This is a genomic window from Blautia sp. MCC283 (assembly GCF_018785565.1).
Lineage (GTDB): Bacteria > Bacillota > Clostridia > Lachnospirales > Lachnospiraceae > Blautia_A.
This window is the reverse complement of the sequence record NZ_WQQB01000005.1, coordinates 112,503-125,574: the sequence shown is the minus strand read 5'-3', so window position 1 is coordinate 125,574 and position 13,072 is coordinate 112,503. Positions and strand designations below refer to the sequence as shown.

At 39.9% G+C, this 13,072-nt stretch carries 18 protein-coding genes and 1 pseudogene; 14 read left to right on the top strand and 5 right to left on the bottom strand.

Annotated elements, in window-relative coordinates; all coding sequences use genetic code 11:
- Window positions 1-3 precede the first annotated feature (3 nt).
- Genes GPK81_RS01895 through GPK81_RS01885 form a run of 3 tightly spaced genes read left to right on the top strand, consistent with a single transcriptional unit; the run spans window position 4 to window position 2,956 of the window.
- Window positions 4-438, top strand: coding sequence for a DVU_1555 family C-GCAxxG-C-C protein (locus GPK81_RS01895; RefSeq protein WP_021650124.1), 435 nt, complete (start codon window positions 4-6; stop codon window positions 436-438).
- Window positions 435-1,760, top strand: a complete 1,326-nt coding sequence (trsS, locus tag GPK81_RS01890) for a radical SAM (seleno)protein TrsS (protein ID WP_118071546.1) — start codon at window positions 435-437, stop codon at window positions 1,758-1,760. The genes GPK81_RS01895 and trsS overlap by 4 nt, the downstream gene beginning before the upstream one ends.
- Before the next feature lie 20 nt (window positions 1,761-1,780).
- Window positions 1,781-2,956, top strand: coding sequence for a DVU_1553 family AMP-dependent CoA ligase (locus GPK81_RS01885; protein ID WP_015526491.1), 1,176 nt, complete (start codon window positions 1,781-1,783; stop codon window positions 2,954-2,956).
- A gap of 33 nt (window positions 2,957-2,989) precedes the next feature.
- On the opposite strand, the gene GPK81_RS01880 is transcribed toward GPK81_RS01885, so the two are convergent.
- On the bottom strand, window positions 2,990-3,721 hold the full coding sequence (locus GPK81_RS01880) for a DUF5714 domain-containing protein (protein ID WP_215706425.1): 732 nt from the start codon (window positions 3,719-3,721) through the stop codon (window positions 2,990-2,992).
- A 330-nt stretch (window positions 3,722-4,051) separates the two neighbouring features.
- Here GPK81_RS01880 and GPK81_RS01875 point away from each other — a divergent pair, with 330 nt between their 5' ends.
- On the top strand, window positions 4,052-4,294 hold the full coding sequence (locus GPK81_RS01875; protein WP_015526489.1) for a cation-transporting P-type ATPase: 243 nt from the start codon (window positions 4,052-4,054) through the stop codon (window positions 4,292-4,294).
- 30 nt (window positions 4,295-4,324) lie between these two features.
- Here GPK81_RS01875 and GPK81_RS01870 read toward each other — a convergent pair whose 3' ends face one another.
- Window positions 4,325-4,528, bottom strand: coding sequence for a hypothetical protein (locus tag GPK81_RS01870; RefSeq protein WP_044960377.1), 204 nt, complete (start codon window positions 4,526-4,528; stop codon window positions 4,325-4,327).
- 177 nt (window positions 4,529-4,705) lie between these two features.
- On the opposite strand from GPK81_RS01870, the pseudogene GPK81_RS18415 reads away from it, so the two are divergent.
- From GPK81_RS18415 to GPK81_RS01850, 5 genes and pseudogenes are all read left to right on the top strand, one after another.
- A pseudogene (locus GPK81_RS18415) lies at window positions 4,706-4,774 on the top strand (LPS biosynthesis protein); the annotation flags it as partial.
- 123 nt (window positions 4,775-4,897) lie between these two features.
- Window positions 4,898-5,335, top strand: a complete 438-nt coding sequence (locus GPK81_RS01865; protein WP_215706424.1) for a radical SAM mobile pair system MarR family transcriptional regulator — start codon at window positions 4,898-4,900, stop codon at window positions 5,333-5,335.
- The gene (locus GPK81_RS01860) at window positions 5,332-6,021 is read left to right on the top strand and encodes a radical SAM mobile pair protein A (RefSeq protein WP_215706423.1); all 690 of its coding nucleotides are present in this window, start codon (window positions 5,332-5,334) and stop codon (window positions 6,019-6,021) included. Before GPK81_RS01865 ends, GPK81_RS01860 begins: the two co-directional genes overlap by 4 nt.
- Window positions 6,009-6,917 (top strand): radical SAM mobile pair protein B, encoded by a 909-nt coding sequence (locus GPK81_RS01855; RefSeq protein ID WP_215706422.1) that lies wholly within the window; start codon window positions 6,009-6,011, stop codon window positions 6,915-6,917. The genes GPK81_RS01860 and GPK81_RS01855 overlap by 13 nt, the downstream gene beginning before the upstream one ends.
- The gene (locus tag GPK81_RS01850) at window positions 6,883-7,077 is read left to right on the top strand and encodes a hypothetical protein (RefSeq protein WP_092071048.1); all 195 of its coding nucleotides are present in this window, start codon (window positions 6,883-6,885) and stop codon (window positions 7,075-7,077) included. Before GPK81_RS01855 ends, GPK81_RS01850 begins: the two co-directional genes overlap by 35 nt.
- 101 nt (window positions 7,078-7,178) lie before the next feature.
- On the opposite strand, the gene GPK81_RS01845 is transcribed toward GPK81_RS01850, so the two are convergent.
- Window positions 7,179-7,532, bottom strand: coding sequence for a cupin domain-containing protein (locus tag GPK81_RS01845; protein WP_118052952.1), 354 nt, complete (start codon window positions 7,530-7,532; stop codon window positions 7,179-7,181).
- Between the two features lie 143 nt (window positions 7,533-7,675).
- Between GPK81_RS01845 and GPK81_RS01840 the strand changes: the two genes are divergently transcribed.
- Both GPK81_RS01840 and GPK81_RS01835 read left to right on the top strand, forming a co-directional pair.
- Complete coding sequence (locus GPK81_RS01840) at window positions 7,676-8,008, top strand: winged helix-turn-helix transcriptional regulator (protein WP_008373705.1); 333 nt, start codon at window positions 7,676-7,678, stop codon at window positions 8,006-8,008.
- A gap of 91 nt (window positions 8,009-8,099) precedes the next feature.
- The gene (locus GPK81_RS01835) at window positions 8,100-8,309 is read left to right on the top strand and encodes a DUF6219 family protein (protein WP_008392833.1); all 210 of its coding nucleotides are present in this window, start codon (window positions 8,100-8,102) and stop codon (window positions 8,307-8,309) included.
- Between the two features lie 300 nt (window positions 8,310-8,609).
- Here GPK81_RS01835 and GPK81_RS01830 read toward each other — a convergent pair whose 3' ends face one another.
- Window positions 8,610-10,370: a diguanylate cyclase domain-containing protein gene (locus GPK81_RS01830; RefSeq protein WP_330627457.1), complete on the bottom strand. Its 1,761-nt coding sequence runs from the start codon at window positions 10,368-10,370 to the stop codon at window positions 8,610-8,612.
- 407 nt (window positions 10,371-10,777) lie between these two features.
- A complete protein-coding gene (locus GPK81_RS01825) occupies window positions 10,778-11,032 on the bottom strand; it encodes a helix-turn-helix domain-containing protein (RefSeq protein ID WP_215706420.1) in 255 nt (84 codons plus the stop codon).
- A gap of 174 nt (window positions 11,033-11,206) precedes the next feature.
- On the opposite strand from GPK81_RS01825, the gene GPK81_RS01820 reads away from it, so the two are divergent.
- From GPK81_RS01820 to GPK81_RS01810, 3 genes are all read left to right on the top strand, one after another.
- Entirely contained in the window at window positions 11,207-11,614 is a 408-nt protein-coding gene (locus GPK81_RS01820; protein WP_215706419.1) for a type II toxin-antitoxin system RelE/ParE family toxin, read from the top strand.
- The gene (locus GPK81_RS01815; RefSeq protein WP_021975931.1) at window positions 11,607-12,686 is read left to right on the top strand and encodes a HigA family addiction module antitoxin; all 1,080 of its coding nucleotides are present in this window, start codon (window positions 11,607-11,609) and stop codon (window positions 12,684-12,686) included. Before GPK81_RS01820 ends, GPK81_RS01815 begins: the two co-directional genes overlap by 8 nt.
- 89 nt (window positions 12,687-12,775) lie before the next feature.
- Window positions 12,776-13,057 (top strand): hypothetical protein, encoded by a 282-nt coding sequence (locus tag GPK81_RS01810; RefSeq protein WP_148445658.1) that lies wholly within the window; start codon window positions 12,776-12,778, stop codon window positions 13,055-13,057.
- Window positions 13,058-13,072 lie beyond the last annotated feature (15 nt).

Here is a 13,072-nt window from a genome sequence, read left to right as displayed (position 1 = left end):
CACATGGATCTTTATGAAAGAATCATAGAACTTAGCAGTATGGGTTATCATTGCTCACAAATGGTTATGATTATGACACTGGAAGCCATAGGTGAGGAAAATCCACAGCTTGTAAAGGCTCTGGGAGGTCTTGGCGGTGGGATCGGTTACTGTGGAGATACCTGTGGCTGCCTGACAGGAGGAGCCTGTGCGATAGGTTTGTTCCTTGGCAATCTGGCTCCGCAGGAGAAAGAAGATATACAGATGAAACCGGCTGTGCAGGAATTATATCAGTGGTTCCATAAGAAGACCGAAGAAGAATTTGGTGCTTTTTATTGTAAGGATATCACTTCTAATTTGGATTGGGGAGTGATTATGGAGCAATGTCCTGCGCTGATTGCAGATACTTATACGAAAGTGATAGAAATACTGACAGAACGGGGAATATTGGAACTATGATTACGCTGGGTAAAACAAAAAGTGTATGCCCGATATGTATGAAAGTACTTACGGCAAAAAAATGTATTGGTGAAGATGGCATTTATCTGGTGAAAGAATGTGATATCCACGGAAAGTTTCAGACACTGATCTGGGAAGGAACGGCAGCAGAGTATCTTTCCTGGGGAAGAGAAAACCTGTCTGCGGAGACTCCGGTAAATCCCAAAATCAAAGAGAAATCCTGCCCGGATAATTGTGGACTCTGTGAGGAGCACGAACGAAAAGGCTGTTGTATGATACTGGAAGTGACAAAGCGCTGCAATATGCACTGCCCGGTCTGCTTTGCTTCGGCAGGAGAATGTCTGGAAAACGGTGATCTTTCAATTGATGAAATAGAAAAGCAATATGATTTTCTGATGGATCATGGAGGACCATTCAATATTCAGCTCTCAGGTGGAGAACCAACCATGCGGGAGGATCTTCCGGAGATCATACATATGGGTAGAGAAAAAGGGTTTACATTTTTTCAATTGAATACCAATGGAATCCGTCTTGCGCAGGAAGCAGGATATGCCAGAAAACTAAAAAAAGCAGGACTGAATACAGTATTTCTTCAGTTTGACGGTGTCACAGATGATGTGTATCAGACATTGCGCGGACGCTCTATGATAGAACTGAAAGAAAAGGCTGTGTTAAACTGTTCGGAAGCGGAACTGGGAATTGCTCTGGTACCTGTCATTGCGCCAGGAGTAAATGACATGCAGGTTGGAGATATTCTGAAGTTTGCGATGGATCATATGCCATTTGTAAGAGGAGTACATTTCCAGCCGATCAGCTATTTTGGCAGATGTTCTCAGCAGCGTCCACAAGCTCCGATTACCATACCAAAGATGTTGAAGCTGATCGAGGAACAGACTGACGGGCTTATGAAAAGCAAGGATTTCGCCGGTGGTGGAGCAGAGAATCCATATTGTTCTTTTCATGCAAGTTATCTGAAAAAAGGTGAGAGGGAACTGAAACTCCTGGAAAAGAAATCAGGCAGAGGATGTTGTTGTACTACCAGCGATGATTCCAGACAGTATGTGGAAAATCAGTGGAGCTATAGCACAAAAAAATTTAGTGATGATGAAATGACACAGACAGATGCACTGGATGAATTCCTGATCCGGGTTCATAATGAAACTTTTGCAGTATCAGGGATGATTTTTCAGGATGCATGGAATCTGGATCTTGAACGTCTGAAAAGATGTTATATCTGCGAGGTGGATTCTGATTATGGAATGGTGCCATTTTGTGCATATAATCTGACGAATTCGAAAGGAATATATTTATACAGAAAGTGAAACGATCGAATATAGATGCAATGATCTGTAAGCAGGAAGGCATTACAGAGATTACAAGAGATGAAATACACAGAATACAGCTGGAGAAATTAAATATTGTACTGAAGAGAGAGAAAGAACGAGAGGGTTTTTACCGAGATTTACCGGAAAGACTGGAAAGCCTGATAGATTTGAGAAGCCTTCCTTTTACGACAGAAACAGATCTGGCACGAGATGGAGGCAGGATGCTGCTTTGCTCCCAGGGGGAAGTACAGAAAGTGATATCAGAACAGACAAGCGGAACTACCGGTGCCGGTAAACGTGTATTCTATACAGAGGGAGACTGTGAACACACCATAGAACTTTTTATGGCAGGTCTGGGTGAATTTATTTATCCTGGAAGTATAACGATGGTGGCTATGCCATTTTCAGGTCCTTTTGGATTAGGAGAACTGATCGCGGAGGCAATCAGACGTCTGGGAGCAAAACCTCTTTCAACCGGGACAGGAAGAACTTATGGCGAACTGAACAGGATTCTGGAAGAGGAGCAGCCGGATACGTATGTGGGAATGCCGACGGCATTGCTGTCCATGCTTCGAATGTGCGGAAAAGGCAGTATAAAAAGAGCACTGGTATCCGGAGATGCCTGTCCGAAAACTGTCATGAAAGCAATCGAAGAAATTCTGCAAACACGACTTTGGCCGCACTATGGTTCCAGAGAGATGGGGCTTGGAGGTGCCATTTGCTGCACGGCGCATGAGGGCATGCATATGCGGGAAAACCATTGTATTACAGAGATTATAGATGAGAACGGAAATGTGCTGCCGGACGGTAAATGGGGAGAACTGGTGATTACAACCATTGGAATGGAAGCACAGCCGTTGATTCGATATCGAACCGGTGACTGGTCAAGAATCATTCCAGGAAGATGCCTCTGTGGAAGTGAAATAAAACGCCTGGACTTTGTAAAGCGGATGGATCCATTGGGAAGTATCAGAGAGATGGATGAATTGCTGTTTGAGATTCCGGAACTGGTAGATTATTGTGTGAAAATTGTAGATGGAAAAAAGGAAATTACAGCGCTTTTTACATCGGACAATGGAGAAGAACGAATCAGGAGTGTTTTGGAAGAGAAGGATATTCGTTCATGGAACTGCAAAAAAGCAAAGTGGGAAGATGGGGCGCTGTATCCTGGCAAACGAGTTACAAGGCAGTGATTTCGTGGTATCATGGAATCACTGCCTTGCCTGTTATTCAGAATAGTATGGACAATCTTCCTGGATGCATTCGCGATTATCTTCGCAGTATTTACACGTTATAGAAGATGACGGAATGTTTACAGAACAAAACTGACTGTAAAAATGAACAGCTTCTTCAATGGCAATTCTGCTGGTACGCTTGCAGCAGCGAGGTCCACCAACATCTGCCAGTCTGGATAAAATAATGGAAACAAGTTTTTGAGGAAACGGCCATGCATCTTTGTGAAGTGGACTGGATCCAGTCATAACGGACATGAAAATACCGGCTCCGGCAGCAGCTCCACAGACACCCCAGTAACCACAGGTACCGCCCGGAACCTGCTTCGCTCTTTTACAGATCTCAGATAGTGCAGCATCGTAATTCATATGTTCTCCATTATTGCGAAACGCTGTCAGAAGAACGCACGGAACAATTGCATGATGCTCTGGTCCATGCATATGTACAGATGGAAGATCCATAATTTTTTCCAGAAGAAGCAAAGCATCTTTTTCGGTACTGTCTCTGAGCGCTGCGATTACCGGAGCATATGTGCCATAGCTGTGACAGGCATCACAGATAAAGTGACTATTTTCACAGACCGCATTGGTTAATTGCTCTTTATGGCAGATACTACACGTCTGAATAGAGCTTTCAGCACGATACGTAATAGGAGCACCACAAATCAGACATCCGGAAAAATGTTCCGCTTCACCACAACAACAGGAATTATTCGTATGATCCATTTGATTCACCTCCGGAGAATTTATTTTAATAGTGTTAACGATGTAAAAAGTATAACATAAAATGAAAAAGTAATGATAAAGTATCTTGACAATCATGTTACTTTTGGTATTGGATTTGATCCAATAAAGGGGAGTAACCTGCGCTTAACAAATTGTGTTTGTGATGGTGTCAGTACGGTGGAAGCATCCGGTATCATAAGGAAATGGTGAGACTTTTATTGCATTTTTTATTATGCAATGAAGGTCTTTTTTTTATATTTTTTTCAAAGAGGTCTTTCATTGCATAAGAAATTCAGGTAGTAAATACTTAGAAACGATGAGGCGGAAGTGATGAAGGAAATTTATCAGCAGACGGTAGAAGAGGTTCTTGAAAGGGTGAATGGCAAGAAATCTGGGCTTACAAGTGAACAGGTGAAAAGATCCAGAGAAAAGTGTGGGTGGAATGAACTTACAGAAGGAAAGAAGAAAGGTATCCTGCAGATTTTCTTTGAAGGAGCTGTCTATTTCCCGACAGCTCCTTTTCTTGTATTCATTCGGCTGATACAAAGCGACAAAGCCGGCACAATATCATAAGTAATATATAAAACTCTGATGTACATGTGATTAAAAAGAATCAATCATATGCATTAGCCGCTCATGAAAAATATCTCTTTCTTCGTAAATTTTTTCTAACTCTTTTTCAGTAAACAATGCATAGGCGCTATCAGGAACAGCTGTTAATCCATCACAGGTAAATGGTATACGTCGCCCACCTCTGAAAATGGCTGCTTCCCAGTACTTTTTTCTAAAATATTTAATTATTCCCATGTAGTACCATCTCTTTCCCATATTTGTTATTGACGTTCTGGCAAATAAAATACTTCTGTTCTTACTATATTATCATCAAAATCCATTTCTACATAATAATCTCGGACAAAATATGATCTCCAGTAATCTTGTAGTGAGTAAATTTCCAATGTTTTGAAATCAACAATGCACAATGGAATGTCAGAGTTAACAGAGCATACCTTGGCAAATGAAATAGAAGCTCCACATGAGATTTTAAGAAAATAGGCAAGTCAACTTCCAGTTTGGAGAATTGAAAAAATGGAATTTACCTATTAAGACATATAAACTCTTGACAATAAAGCTCCTATATAGTATGTTTTTAATAAACTACTATATAGGAGCTTTTGTATGGAAATGAATGGAGGATTTCTTGTCACAAAAATAAAACAGCTTGGAGACCGGATTTTTGAGAAGATTCTCAGTGAAAAGAATATTGATGCGTTTAATGGAGCCCAGGGACGTATTCTTTATGTGCTGTGGCAGGAGGATGGTATCTCAATCAGGTCACTCTCGACTAAATGCGGATTAGCGATAACATCTCTTACTACGATGCTGGAAAGAATGGAAAATCAAGGGCTGATAAGCCGTGTTCAGTCTGAAACGGACAAAAGGAAAACACTCCTGTTTCTGACTGAGAAAGCACATGCCTTAAAGGGCGAGTACGATTCTGTATCTGATGAGATGGGCAGTATTTACTACAAAGGTTTTTCAGAGAAAGAAATTACCCGGTTTGAGAAATGTCTCGACCGCATCAGAAAGAATCTTGAGGAGTGGCAGAAGTCATGAGTATTTGTATCAAAGATCAGATTCAGAACATGAATATCGTCATTGGCTGCACAGTGGGGTGTACATATTGCTATGCCCGCAACAACGTGAAACGCTGGCATATGATTGATGACTTCGCTGACCCTGAATTCTTTCCGGGTAAGCTCAAGATGATGGAAAAGAAACGTCCGCAGAACTTTCTTCTTACCGGGATGAGCGATCTCTCCGGATGGAAGCCGGAATGGAGAGACGAGGTATTTGCAAAGATCCGTGAAAATCCACAGCATCAGTTCCTGTTCCTTACCAAGCGACCTGATTTGCTGGATTTTGATACCGATCTGGAAAACGCATGGTTTGGCGTTACGGTGACGAGGAAAGCAGAACTGTGGCGTATCGACGCCCTTCGGAAAAACGTCAGAGCCAAACATTACCATGTTACCTTTGAGCCGTTATTCGACGATCCCGGCACAGTTGACCTTTCCGAAATCAATTGGATTGTTGTGGGCACCATGACCGGAGCTCAGAGCAGGAAGATTCATACGGAGCCGGAATGGGCATGGTCTCTGGCGGACCAGGCACATAAGCTCGGCATTCCGGTGTTTATGAAGGAAGACCTTGTCCCTATCATAGGGGATGAAAATATGATTCAGGAAATGCCGGAAGAATTTAATAAAGTGTTAGAGGTACAGAAATCATGGAAGAAGTAATAAATGGAATCCTCATTCGTGAGGTGGAAACAAAGAACATCATGACTAAGTCTAGTCTGCCGGTAGGCGGTTACTCGGTCAATCCCTATGTGGGCTGTACACATGCCTGCAAGTATTGCTATGCTTCTTTTATGAAGCGCTTTACCGGGCACAAGGAGGAATGGGGCACTTTCCTTGATGTGAAGTATTGGCCGGAAATTAAAAATCCGAAGAAATATGCCGGACAGCGGGTGGTCATCGGTTCTGTGACAGATGGCTACAATCCACAGGAGGAGCAATTCGGGAATACCAGAAAACTTTTGGAGCAGCTGATCGGCAGTGACGCAGATATTCTGATCTGCACAAAGTCGGATCTTGTGGTACGAGATATTGATTTACTGAAGAAGCTTGGACGTGTAACCGTTTCATGGTCGATCAACACACTAGATGAAAATTTCAAGAACGATATGGACTCTGCTTCGAGCATTGAGCACCGTATCGCTGCTATGAAGCAGGTATATGAGGCAGGTATCCGTACAGTCTGTTTCGTATCCCCGGTATTTCCCGGTATCACGGATTTTGAAGCAATCTTTGAGCGGGTAAAGGATCAGTGCGATCTGTTCTGGCTCGAAAATCTCAATCTTCGAGGCGGTTTCAAAAAGACAATTATGAATTATATCGCCGGAAAATATCCTGATCTTGTACCACTTTACGACGAGATCTATAACAAGCATAACCGCAGCTACTTTGAAGCACTTGAAGTAAAAGCTGAGAAAATGGCTAAGAAGTATGATTGTGCCTTTGTGGATAATGAAATGCCTTATGGCAGAGTCCCGCAGGGACATCCGGTGATCGTAGATTATTTCTATCATGAGGAAATCCGTGGGACAGAGAATACCGGAAAAAGAAATCGCTAACTTCCAGTTTGTAACGAAGATATTTGCGATGAAAGGAATTAAGATTGAGTTATTGGGGATTGCAATAATACTTTTAGGAATTGCTGTGACAACAAATAATTTTTGGGGATATGTCCTAGGTGTTCTTGGATTTGGCTGTTTTCTAAAAGATAATCACTGATAACTTCTTGTTTGAAAAATTGAGAAAACGTAATATTGAACAAAAATGCACAGTTCTTAGCTTATCGTGAACTGTGCATTTTTGTAAATAAATACTTTTAATTAGCCGATTACGGCATCCTCTGCTGTAAAATGTTCCAGAGAATTTTCTTTTACCTGAATGCAGATATAAGTAATTCCAGAAATATCGGATGCAAAAAACTGACGCTTTGCAGCAGGTGCGATTTTTAGCCAGTCTCCAGATGAAAGGCTAATTTCTTCTCCATCAATTATGGCTTTGCCGTTACCTGAAAGAATTCCATAGATTTCTTCATTTTCTTTATGAGAATGAACAAATGGGACATTTGCTCCTGCAGGTAGTTCGTTCAAACTGATTTCTGCACCTGTTAAAGACAACTTTTCATGCAACTCAATTCGGTTTTCCTTTCCAATAGTTGTTTTTGTGTAATTTGCCATAATAATACCTCCATGGTTTAATTTGTGGTTTCTGGTTGCTTGGTATTAGTATAGTGAGAGACACATACAAAAACAAGTACGCACCTTTTTGTAACTGCACACTCAAAAATGAATGTGTTACAATAGACTCGGAGGTGAGAATTATGCGAGCAAAAGAAGAATTACCGGAATGCCCAGTTGCAACAGCAGTATCTCTTATCGGAGGAAAATGGAAACTGCTGATTTTGCGTAACTTGAAAGAGCGTCCATGGAGATTCAATGAGCTACAACGAAGTATAGATGGTATTTCACAAAAGGTTTTGACAGATAGTTTAAGACAAATGATGAGTGATGGGCTGGCATATCGCCACGATTACCATGAGCAGCCACCGAGAGTTGAATACGGCTTAACGGAACTCGGAACAAAAATGCTTCCAATTGTTAATTCACTTGCTGACTTTGGTAACTACTATAAATCAATTATTGAACAGAATTAAGGACGTTAGTATTTGAAAAGCTTGAACAATTCAAGTTTGTATATATCTTTTAAAAGGTATATGATTAAGAAAAACGGCAGGAGGTATCTGAATGAAATCACATAAATATTGGTCTATCGGTGCACTGATTACAATGCTTGGAACTTTTTATACAGGTTATAAGGGATCAAAAGAAGGCCATAAGTACTTTGCAGCAAGTTCTTTGCTTTGCATGATTATGGCTATTTATACAGGACACAAGATGATTTCTGGTAAAAGTAGGAAGAAAAAAGAAGTTTCAGTAGAGAGTGTTGAAGATTAAAAAACAAAATATTTTAATAAATAACGCCGGTGCGGGATTTTTGATATCCAGTACTGGCGTTATTTATTCTACAGGGGCTTGGGGGTGTAGCCACCAAATATTCGTGTTTTGTTACATCAGACATCTGTACAAAATAAAGAAATCTCTGTGCAGATAAAAGCGAAGGTGGAAAATGATAGCCAGATGTATAGTCTGAAACTGCATACATTGTAGTCTCCTATGAAGAAAGACGGATATATAGGAATCGTTGGATATTTTGATGCTTGTAAATAGATCATACGCTCTGTTTTTTGCAATATTTTATCTTGCGAATTTATCATTGTAACGAATATGCATATCTTCCCAATCCATGAACAATACATAAAATACTTTCCCGTATTGCGGGCTCTCTACAATTCTTCCATGATCAAGAACAGAAAAATAAGTTCCGTCAGCTTTTCGAAGATGAAAGTGAATATAGTCATTTTCATTGCCGTTGTCAATCTGTTCCCAGATACTTGATTCTATCTGTTGCTGTTCATCTTCACGAATCAAGTTGCGAAAACTTTTCTCAGTAAGTCTGAACAGTTCATCTATATCTTTATATCCGGACATATGAAGAAATTCATCATTTGCAAAAATTAGTTCATCATCTTTTTTGTCAGCTCTGTATATGATGAATGCACCTGGAAGATGTTCAGAGATATCCTTGAATGCGAATCCAAGTTGTTTGCGGGCACCTGACCGAAGTCCTTCTCTGTAGGCCATACATCCATTTTTTCCATGAAGCTTTATTTCATAAAGAGCGGCATCTGCGCAGCGCATGAGTTGTGAACGATTGGATGCAAATGTTGGATATTCTGCATATCCTAGAGAAATATAAAATGCATGTTCCTTACCATGGTATGAGAATGATTTAGGAAGTTTGGTGAATTTCTGCAGCTGTATATCTGCTTCTGCAAAGGTACAATTTGGTAAAAGAATGCAGAATTCGTCACCACCATTTCTTCCGAGTAATGCATCGGATGGGAAAAAAGTCTTCATGCTGTCTGCAAGATTCTTTAGTGCCCTGTCTCCGTAATTATGTCCATAGATATCATTAATAAACTTGAAATCATCGATATCAAGGAGCGCAACCACAAAATGTGTTTTTGGATTTTTTTGAATCATTTTTTCTGCAAATTCATCAAATCCATAGCGGTTATAAATATTTGTAAGAGAATCTGTGCGCGCCAGTATCTGAAACTTTTTCTTATGTTCTTTTGCTACTAACCATACTCTGGTAAGAACTGACAGGAGAAGGCTTATTGTAAGAAAAATTCCGATGATGATTATCAGTAATGTGGCATTTCTCCATCCACTTTTAGGAGTTACTTCAAATTTCCAGTTTTCGTCTCCTATTGTAAATGTATAAGAAACAGGACGATTTATTTGCCCATCTGATTGATAAACCACTTTATAAGTATCACTCCATGGAGCGTCTGTTTTTGAAATTTTGTATTCGTATCCAAAATTTGAAAGTGCACTGATTGAATCTGAAAAAATATCCGGAACACGCAGGATAACAATAGTAAATCCCCAGAAATACTCATGTCCGTTTTTATCTTTCAGGTATATGGGATTGCGGACTGCAATTCCATATCCTCCCTGTTTTAATTTGAAGGGGCCCTGCGTAATGATTGTATAGTTGTCTCTTGCGTAACAGGAAATTTTTCCGCGGTCTTTATCATGGATCAAATCAATCTTACCTGCCTCATTTTCATTAGCCGGATAAATATCTGTAACAACACCATTAGGAGCGAGCTGTACACTTTCAATAGAATCAGACATAAGATTTCCTGCAATTGTTTCAAACTGACGGATTTCGCCATCTTCACTTATTAAGATTTGCTTCAAGGTATCTGTGATCTCAATTCCATTTGTAATTTCATTCTTTATTTGTTCGCCATAGGTGGCTACGTTTAATTGTGCTGTTATGTGTCTCTGCTCTTTTTCGTGGGTGTCTGTTTTGTATACAATCAAACTAATAAGGCATATGCCCAGTAAAAAAGTGATAAGAGGCACAAGTGTTTTCTTTTTCACTTGGTTCACCTCATTTTGTCCATGGGAATTATTATAATAAAGCATTATATCACAGAAGTTGAAAAACAGAATAAGTTTTATGAAAAAGACGAACTGTGCAAAATCTTTATACATCTATGACAGAAGAATGTATATCGATAGGGATTTGTGAAATCTATATATTTTAAGAAGGAGCCTTGGAATCATCATAAATATCCTGTATTTTTGCTTTTACAGCTTTACGACGTTTTTCTGTATCAGAAGGTACGTGGTGGAGCCATGCAAGATATCCTGAGCGAGAGACACCTAAAAATTTCAACATTCCGGAGACGGAAACCCGGCGTCCAGTCTTTTTGGCAGCTTCCGTCTTCTCAGACACTTCAAGATAAATGGCTTCCGTCATTTTCCCAGAATGTTGATTGCTTTTTTTAACACATCAAGTGTATCTTGGGCATCACGTAATTCACGTCTGAGACGGGCAATTCCTTCTGCTCATCAGATGCATAATTACCAGAACCACGAACAGGAATATCACCTGATTCCCGGAAGTCTTTCAGACATTTTGTTAATGTGCTGTATCCGATGCCAAGATTTTCTGCACATCCACGTACTCCGAGATCTTTGTGATCCTGATAGTACTGGACTGCATCAAGTTTAAATTGTTTGTCATGTTGCTTTGCCATATGAGATCCTCCTTCAGCATGCCTCTATTGTATCATGCTTATGTGTATTTGGAATTTCTCATTTTGGTTTGTACTATTTATATTCTAGCACCAGAGGTTGAAGCCAGAAAGCAGAAGGAAATGGAAGAATAATTGTGAAAAGAGTGTGTGAATTATTGACTAGAGCCTCTCCTGATGGTATATTTAGATTACCCAACGGGTAATTTGAAAAGGATGGCAAACGTGCAGCTACTATACAATAACAGCAAAGTTCAGAAACAATGTACCGATTTAAAGACTGCAAAAAAATTGTTTGGCGGGAATGCTGCATTAGCAACCAGCCTATTTGCCCGAATAAATGCTATGCAGCAGGCGAGTGTAATTAAGGATATAGTAATGATGCCGACGTTTCATTTTCATAAGTTGAGTGGCAATATGGATGGATTTTTTGCTATAGATGTAAAAACGAGAAGAGATCCATGGCGTATTATTATTCAGCCATTAGATGAGAATGAAGAACCTTATGATCCTTGTAATATTGATGAAATTGCTGGTGTGGTTAGAATTGTTGAAGTAAAGGAGGTAAGTAAGCATTATGAGTAATTATATTGAATATAATGATAAGATTGCTTTTCATCCTGGATACTATATCAAAGAAATCATTGAAGAAAGTGGACTTTCTCAGAAAGATTTTGCAAAACGATTAGATACCACGCCAAAGAATTTAAGTATTCTGGTACGTGGGGAGCAAAGCTTATCAATCGATATAGCCATGAAATTATCTCGAATGTTAGGGACTAGTGTTGACTACTGGCTGAATCTTCAGAAGAGCTATGACGCTTTGATTGCTGAGTTTGAATCATCCAAGGAATTAGAGCAGGAAAGAAGAATTTTCAAATACTTTCAGTACACATATTTCAGAGAGAATTTTGGATTGCCTGATCTTCCGAGAAAAACAAATGAGCAGATTAAGTGTCTACGTGAATTTTTAAATGTTGCATCATTATCTGTTTTTACAAAGCAAAATATGACAGTTAGTTTCCGAAGTGCATCTGAGGATATGAAAGAGACTAATACTGCCAGAGCAAATGCAATGGTTCAGATCGCAATTAATCAGGCACTGAAGATAGAAGCACCTAAGTTTGACAAAAAGAAGTTTGAAAAAGCTGTTGATTATGCATTGACATTAACAACACAGCATGGTGATTTTTATCCACTGATTAGGAAGGCCTTTGAAGATGCGGGAGTAATATTCGTAATACTTCCAAATCTTCCGGGTTCAGGAATAAATGGTGCAACCAAGAAGATTGGGCAGAATGTAATGCTGATGGTGAATGACAGACGTTTCTATTCAGATACATTTTGGTTTACTCTGTTCCATGAGATTGGCCATATTATTAATGGTGATTATGGAATTACGTTTGAAAATGAGCACGCTGGACAGGAGGATGCAGCAGATAAATATGCGGAAGACAAATTGATCCCTCCGGGAGAATATGAGGCTTTCGTTAGAATGAATGAGTTTAGCGAAAATGCTATCCGCAGATTTGCTGAAAGAATTGACAGAGATCCGGGTATTGTCCTTGGCCGCTTGCAAAATGATCAGATTGTTCCATTTACAAATGTTGCACTGTCAAAAGCATTAAAACACAAATACAAAGTAATAACATCATAAAGAAGTATATAACTTGAGGTCGTCTACCGTTATCCACGATAGATGGCCTTATTTTTTTATCCATTTGGGGAGAAAGGAGGTGAAAGCGATTGGAGGAATTTAAGGCGAAAAGACATGCGGTCAAAAAGATGACCCGAAAGGGACTTGTGGAAACAGATTCCAGAGAAGGGATAGTGAAGGAAACTGCGGAAGCAAAGTCCGATGGAAGGCGCATCAATGAGGCTGACTTTGTGTGTACCATCATTTGGTACCGCACGCAGTACATGAATTATATTATCCTGGGAATCGCTGAATTCATGTTGGTAGGCGTATTGGCTGCAGGAGCATTTGTCCTGGCATTGGAGTCAGAAGTGAGAAACTGGCAGTGCTGATGAGAGGATACCTGC

Coding starts and splice junctions, on each gene's coding strand:
- GPK81_RS01820 (WP_215706419.1), top strand. CDS start 11,207: ATGGTATATTTAGATTACCCAACGGGTAATTTGAAAAGGATGGCAAAC.
- GPK81_RS01855 (WP_215706422.1), top strand. CDS start 6,009: ATGGAAGAAGTAATAAATGGAATCCTCATTCGTGAGGTGGAAACAAAG.
- GPK81_RS01835 (WP_008392833.1), top strand. CDS start 8,100: ATGAAATCACATAAATATTGGTCTATCGGTGCACTGATTACAATGCTT.
- GPK81_RS01865 (WP_215706424.1), top strand. CDS start 4,898: ATGGAAATGAATGGAGGATTTCTTGTCACAAAAATAAAACAGCTTGGA.
- GPK81_RS01895 (WP_021650124.1), top strand. CDS start 4: ATGGATCTTTATGAAAGAATCATAGAACTTAGCAGTATGGGTTATCAT.
- GPK81_RS01825 (WP_215706420.1), bottom strand. CDS start 11,032: ATGGCAAAGCAACATGACAAACAATTTAAACTTGATGCAGTCCAGTAC.
- trsS (WP_118071546.1), top strand. CDS start 435: ATGATTACGCTGGGTAAAACAAAAAGTGTATGCCCGATATGTATGAAA.
- GPK81_RS01870 (WP_044960377.1), bottom strand. CDS start 4,528: ATGGGAATAATTAAATATTTTAGAAAAAAGTACTGGGAAGCAGCCATT.
- GPK81_RS01880 (WP_215706425.1), bottom strand. CDS start 3,721: ATGGATCATACGAATAATTCCTGTTGTTGTGGTGAAGCGGAACATTTT.
- GPK81_RS01840 (WP_008373705.1), top strand. CDS start 7,676: ATGCGAGCAAAAGAAGAATTACCGGAATGCCCAGTTGCAACAGCAGTA.
- GPK81_RS01885 (WP_015526491.1), top strand. CDS start 1,781: ATGATCTGTAAGCAGGAAGGCATTACAGAGATTACAAGAGATGAAATA.
- GPK81_RS01845 (WP_118052952.1), bottom strand. CDS start 7,532: ATGGCAAATTACACAAAAACAACTATTGGAAAGGAAAACCGAATTGAG.
- GPK81_RS01875 (WP_015526489.1), top strand. CDS start 4,052: ATGAAGGAAATTTATCAGCAGACGGTAGAAGAGGTTCTTGAAAGGGTG.
- GPK81_RS01860 (WP_215706423.1), top strand. CDS start 5,332: ATGAGTATTTGTATCAAAGATCAGATTCAGAACATGAATATCGTCATT.
- GPK81_RS01815 (WP_021975931.1), top strand. CDS start 11,607: ATGAGTAATTATATTGAATATAATGATAAGATTGCTTTTCATCCTGGA.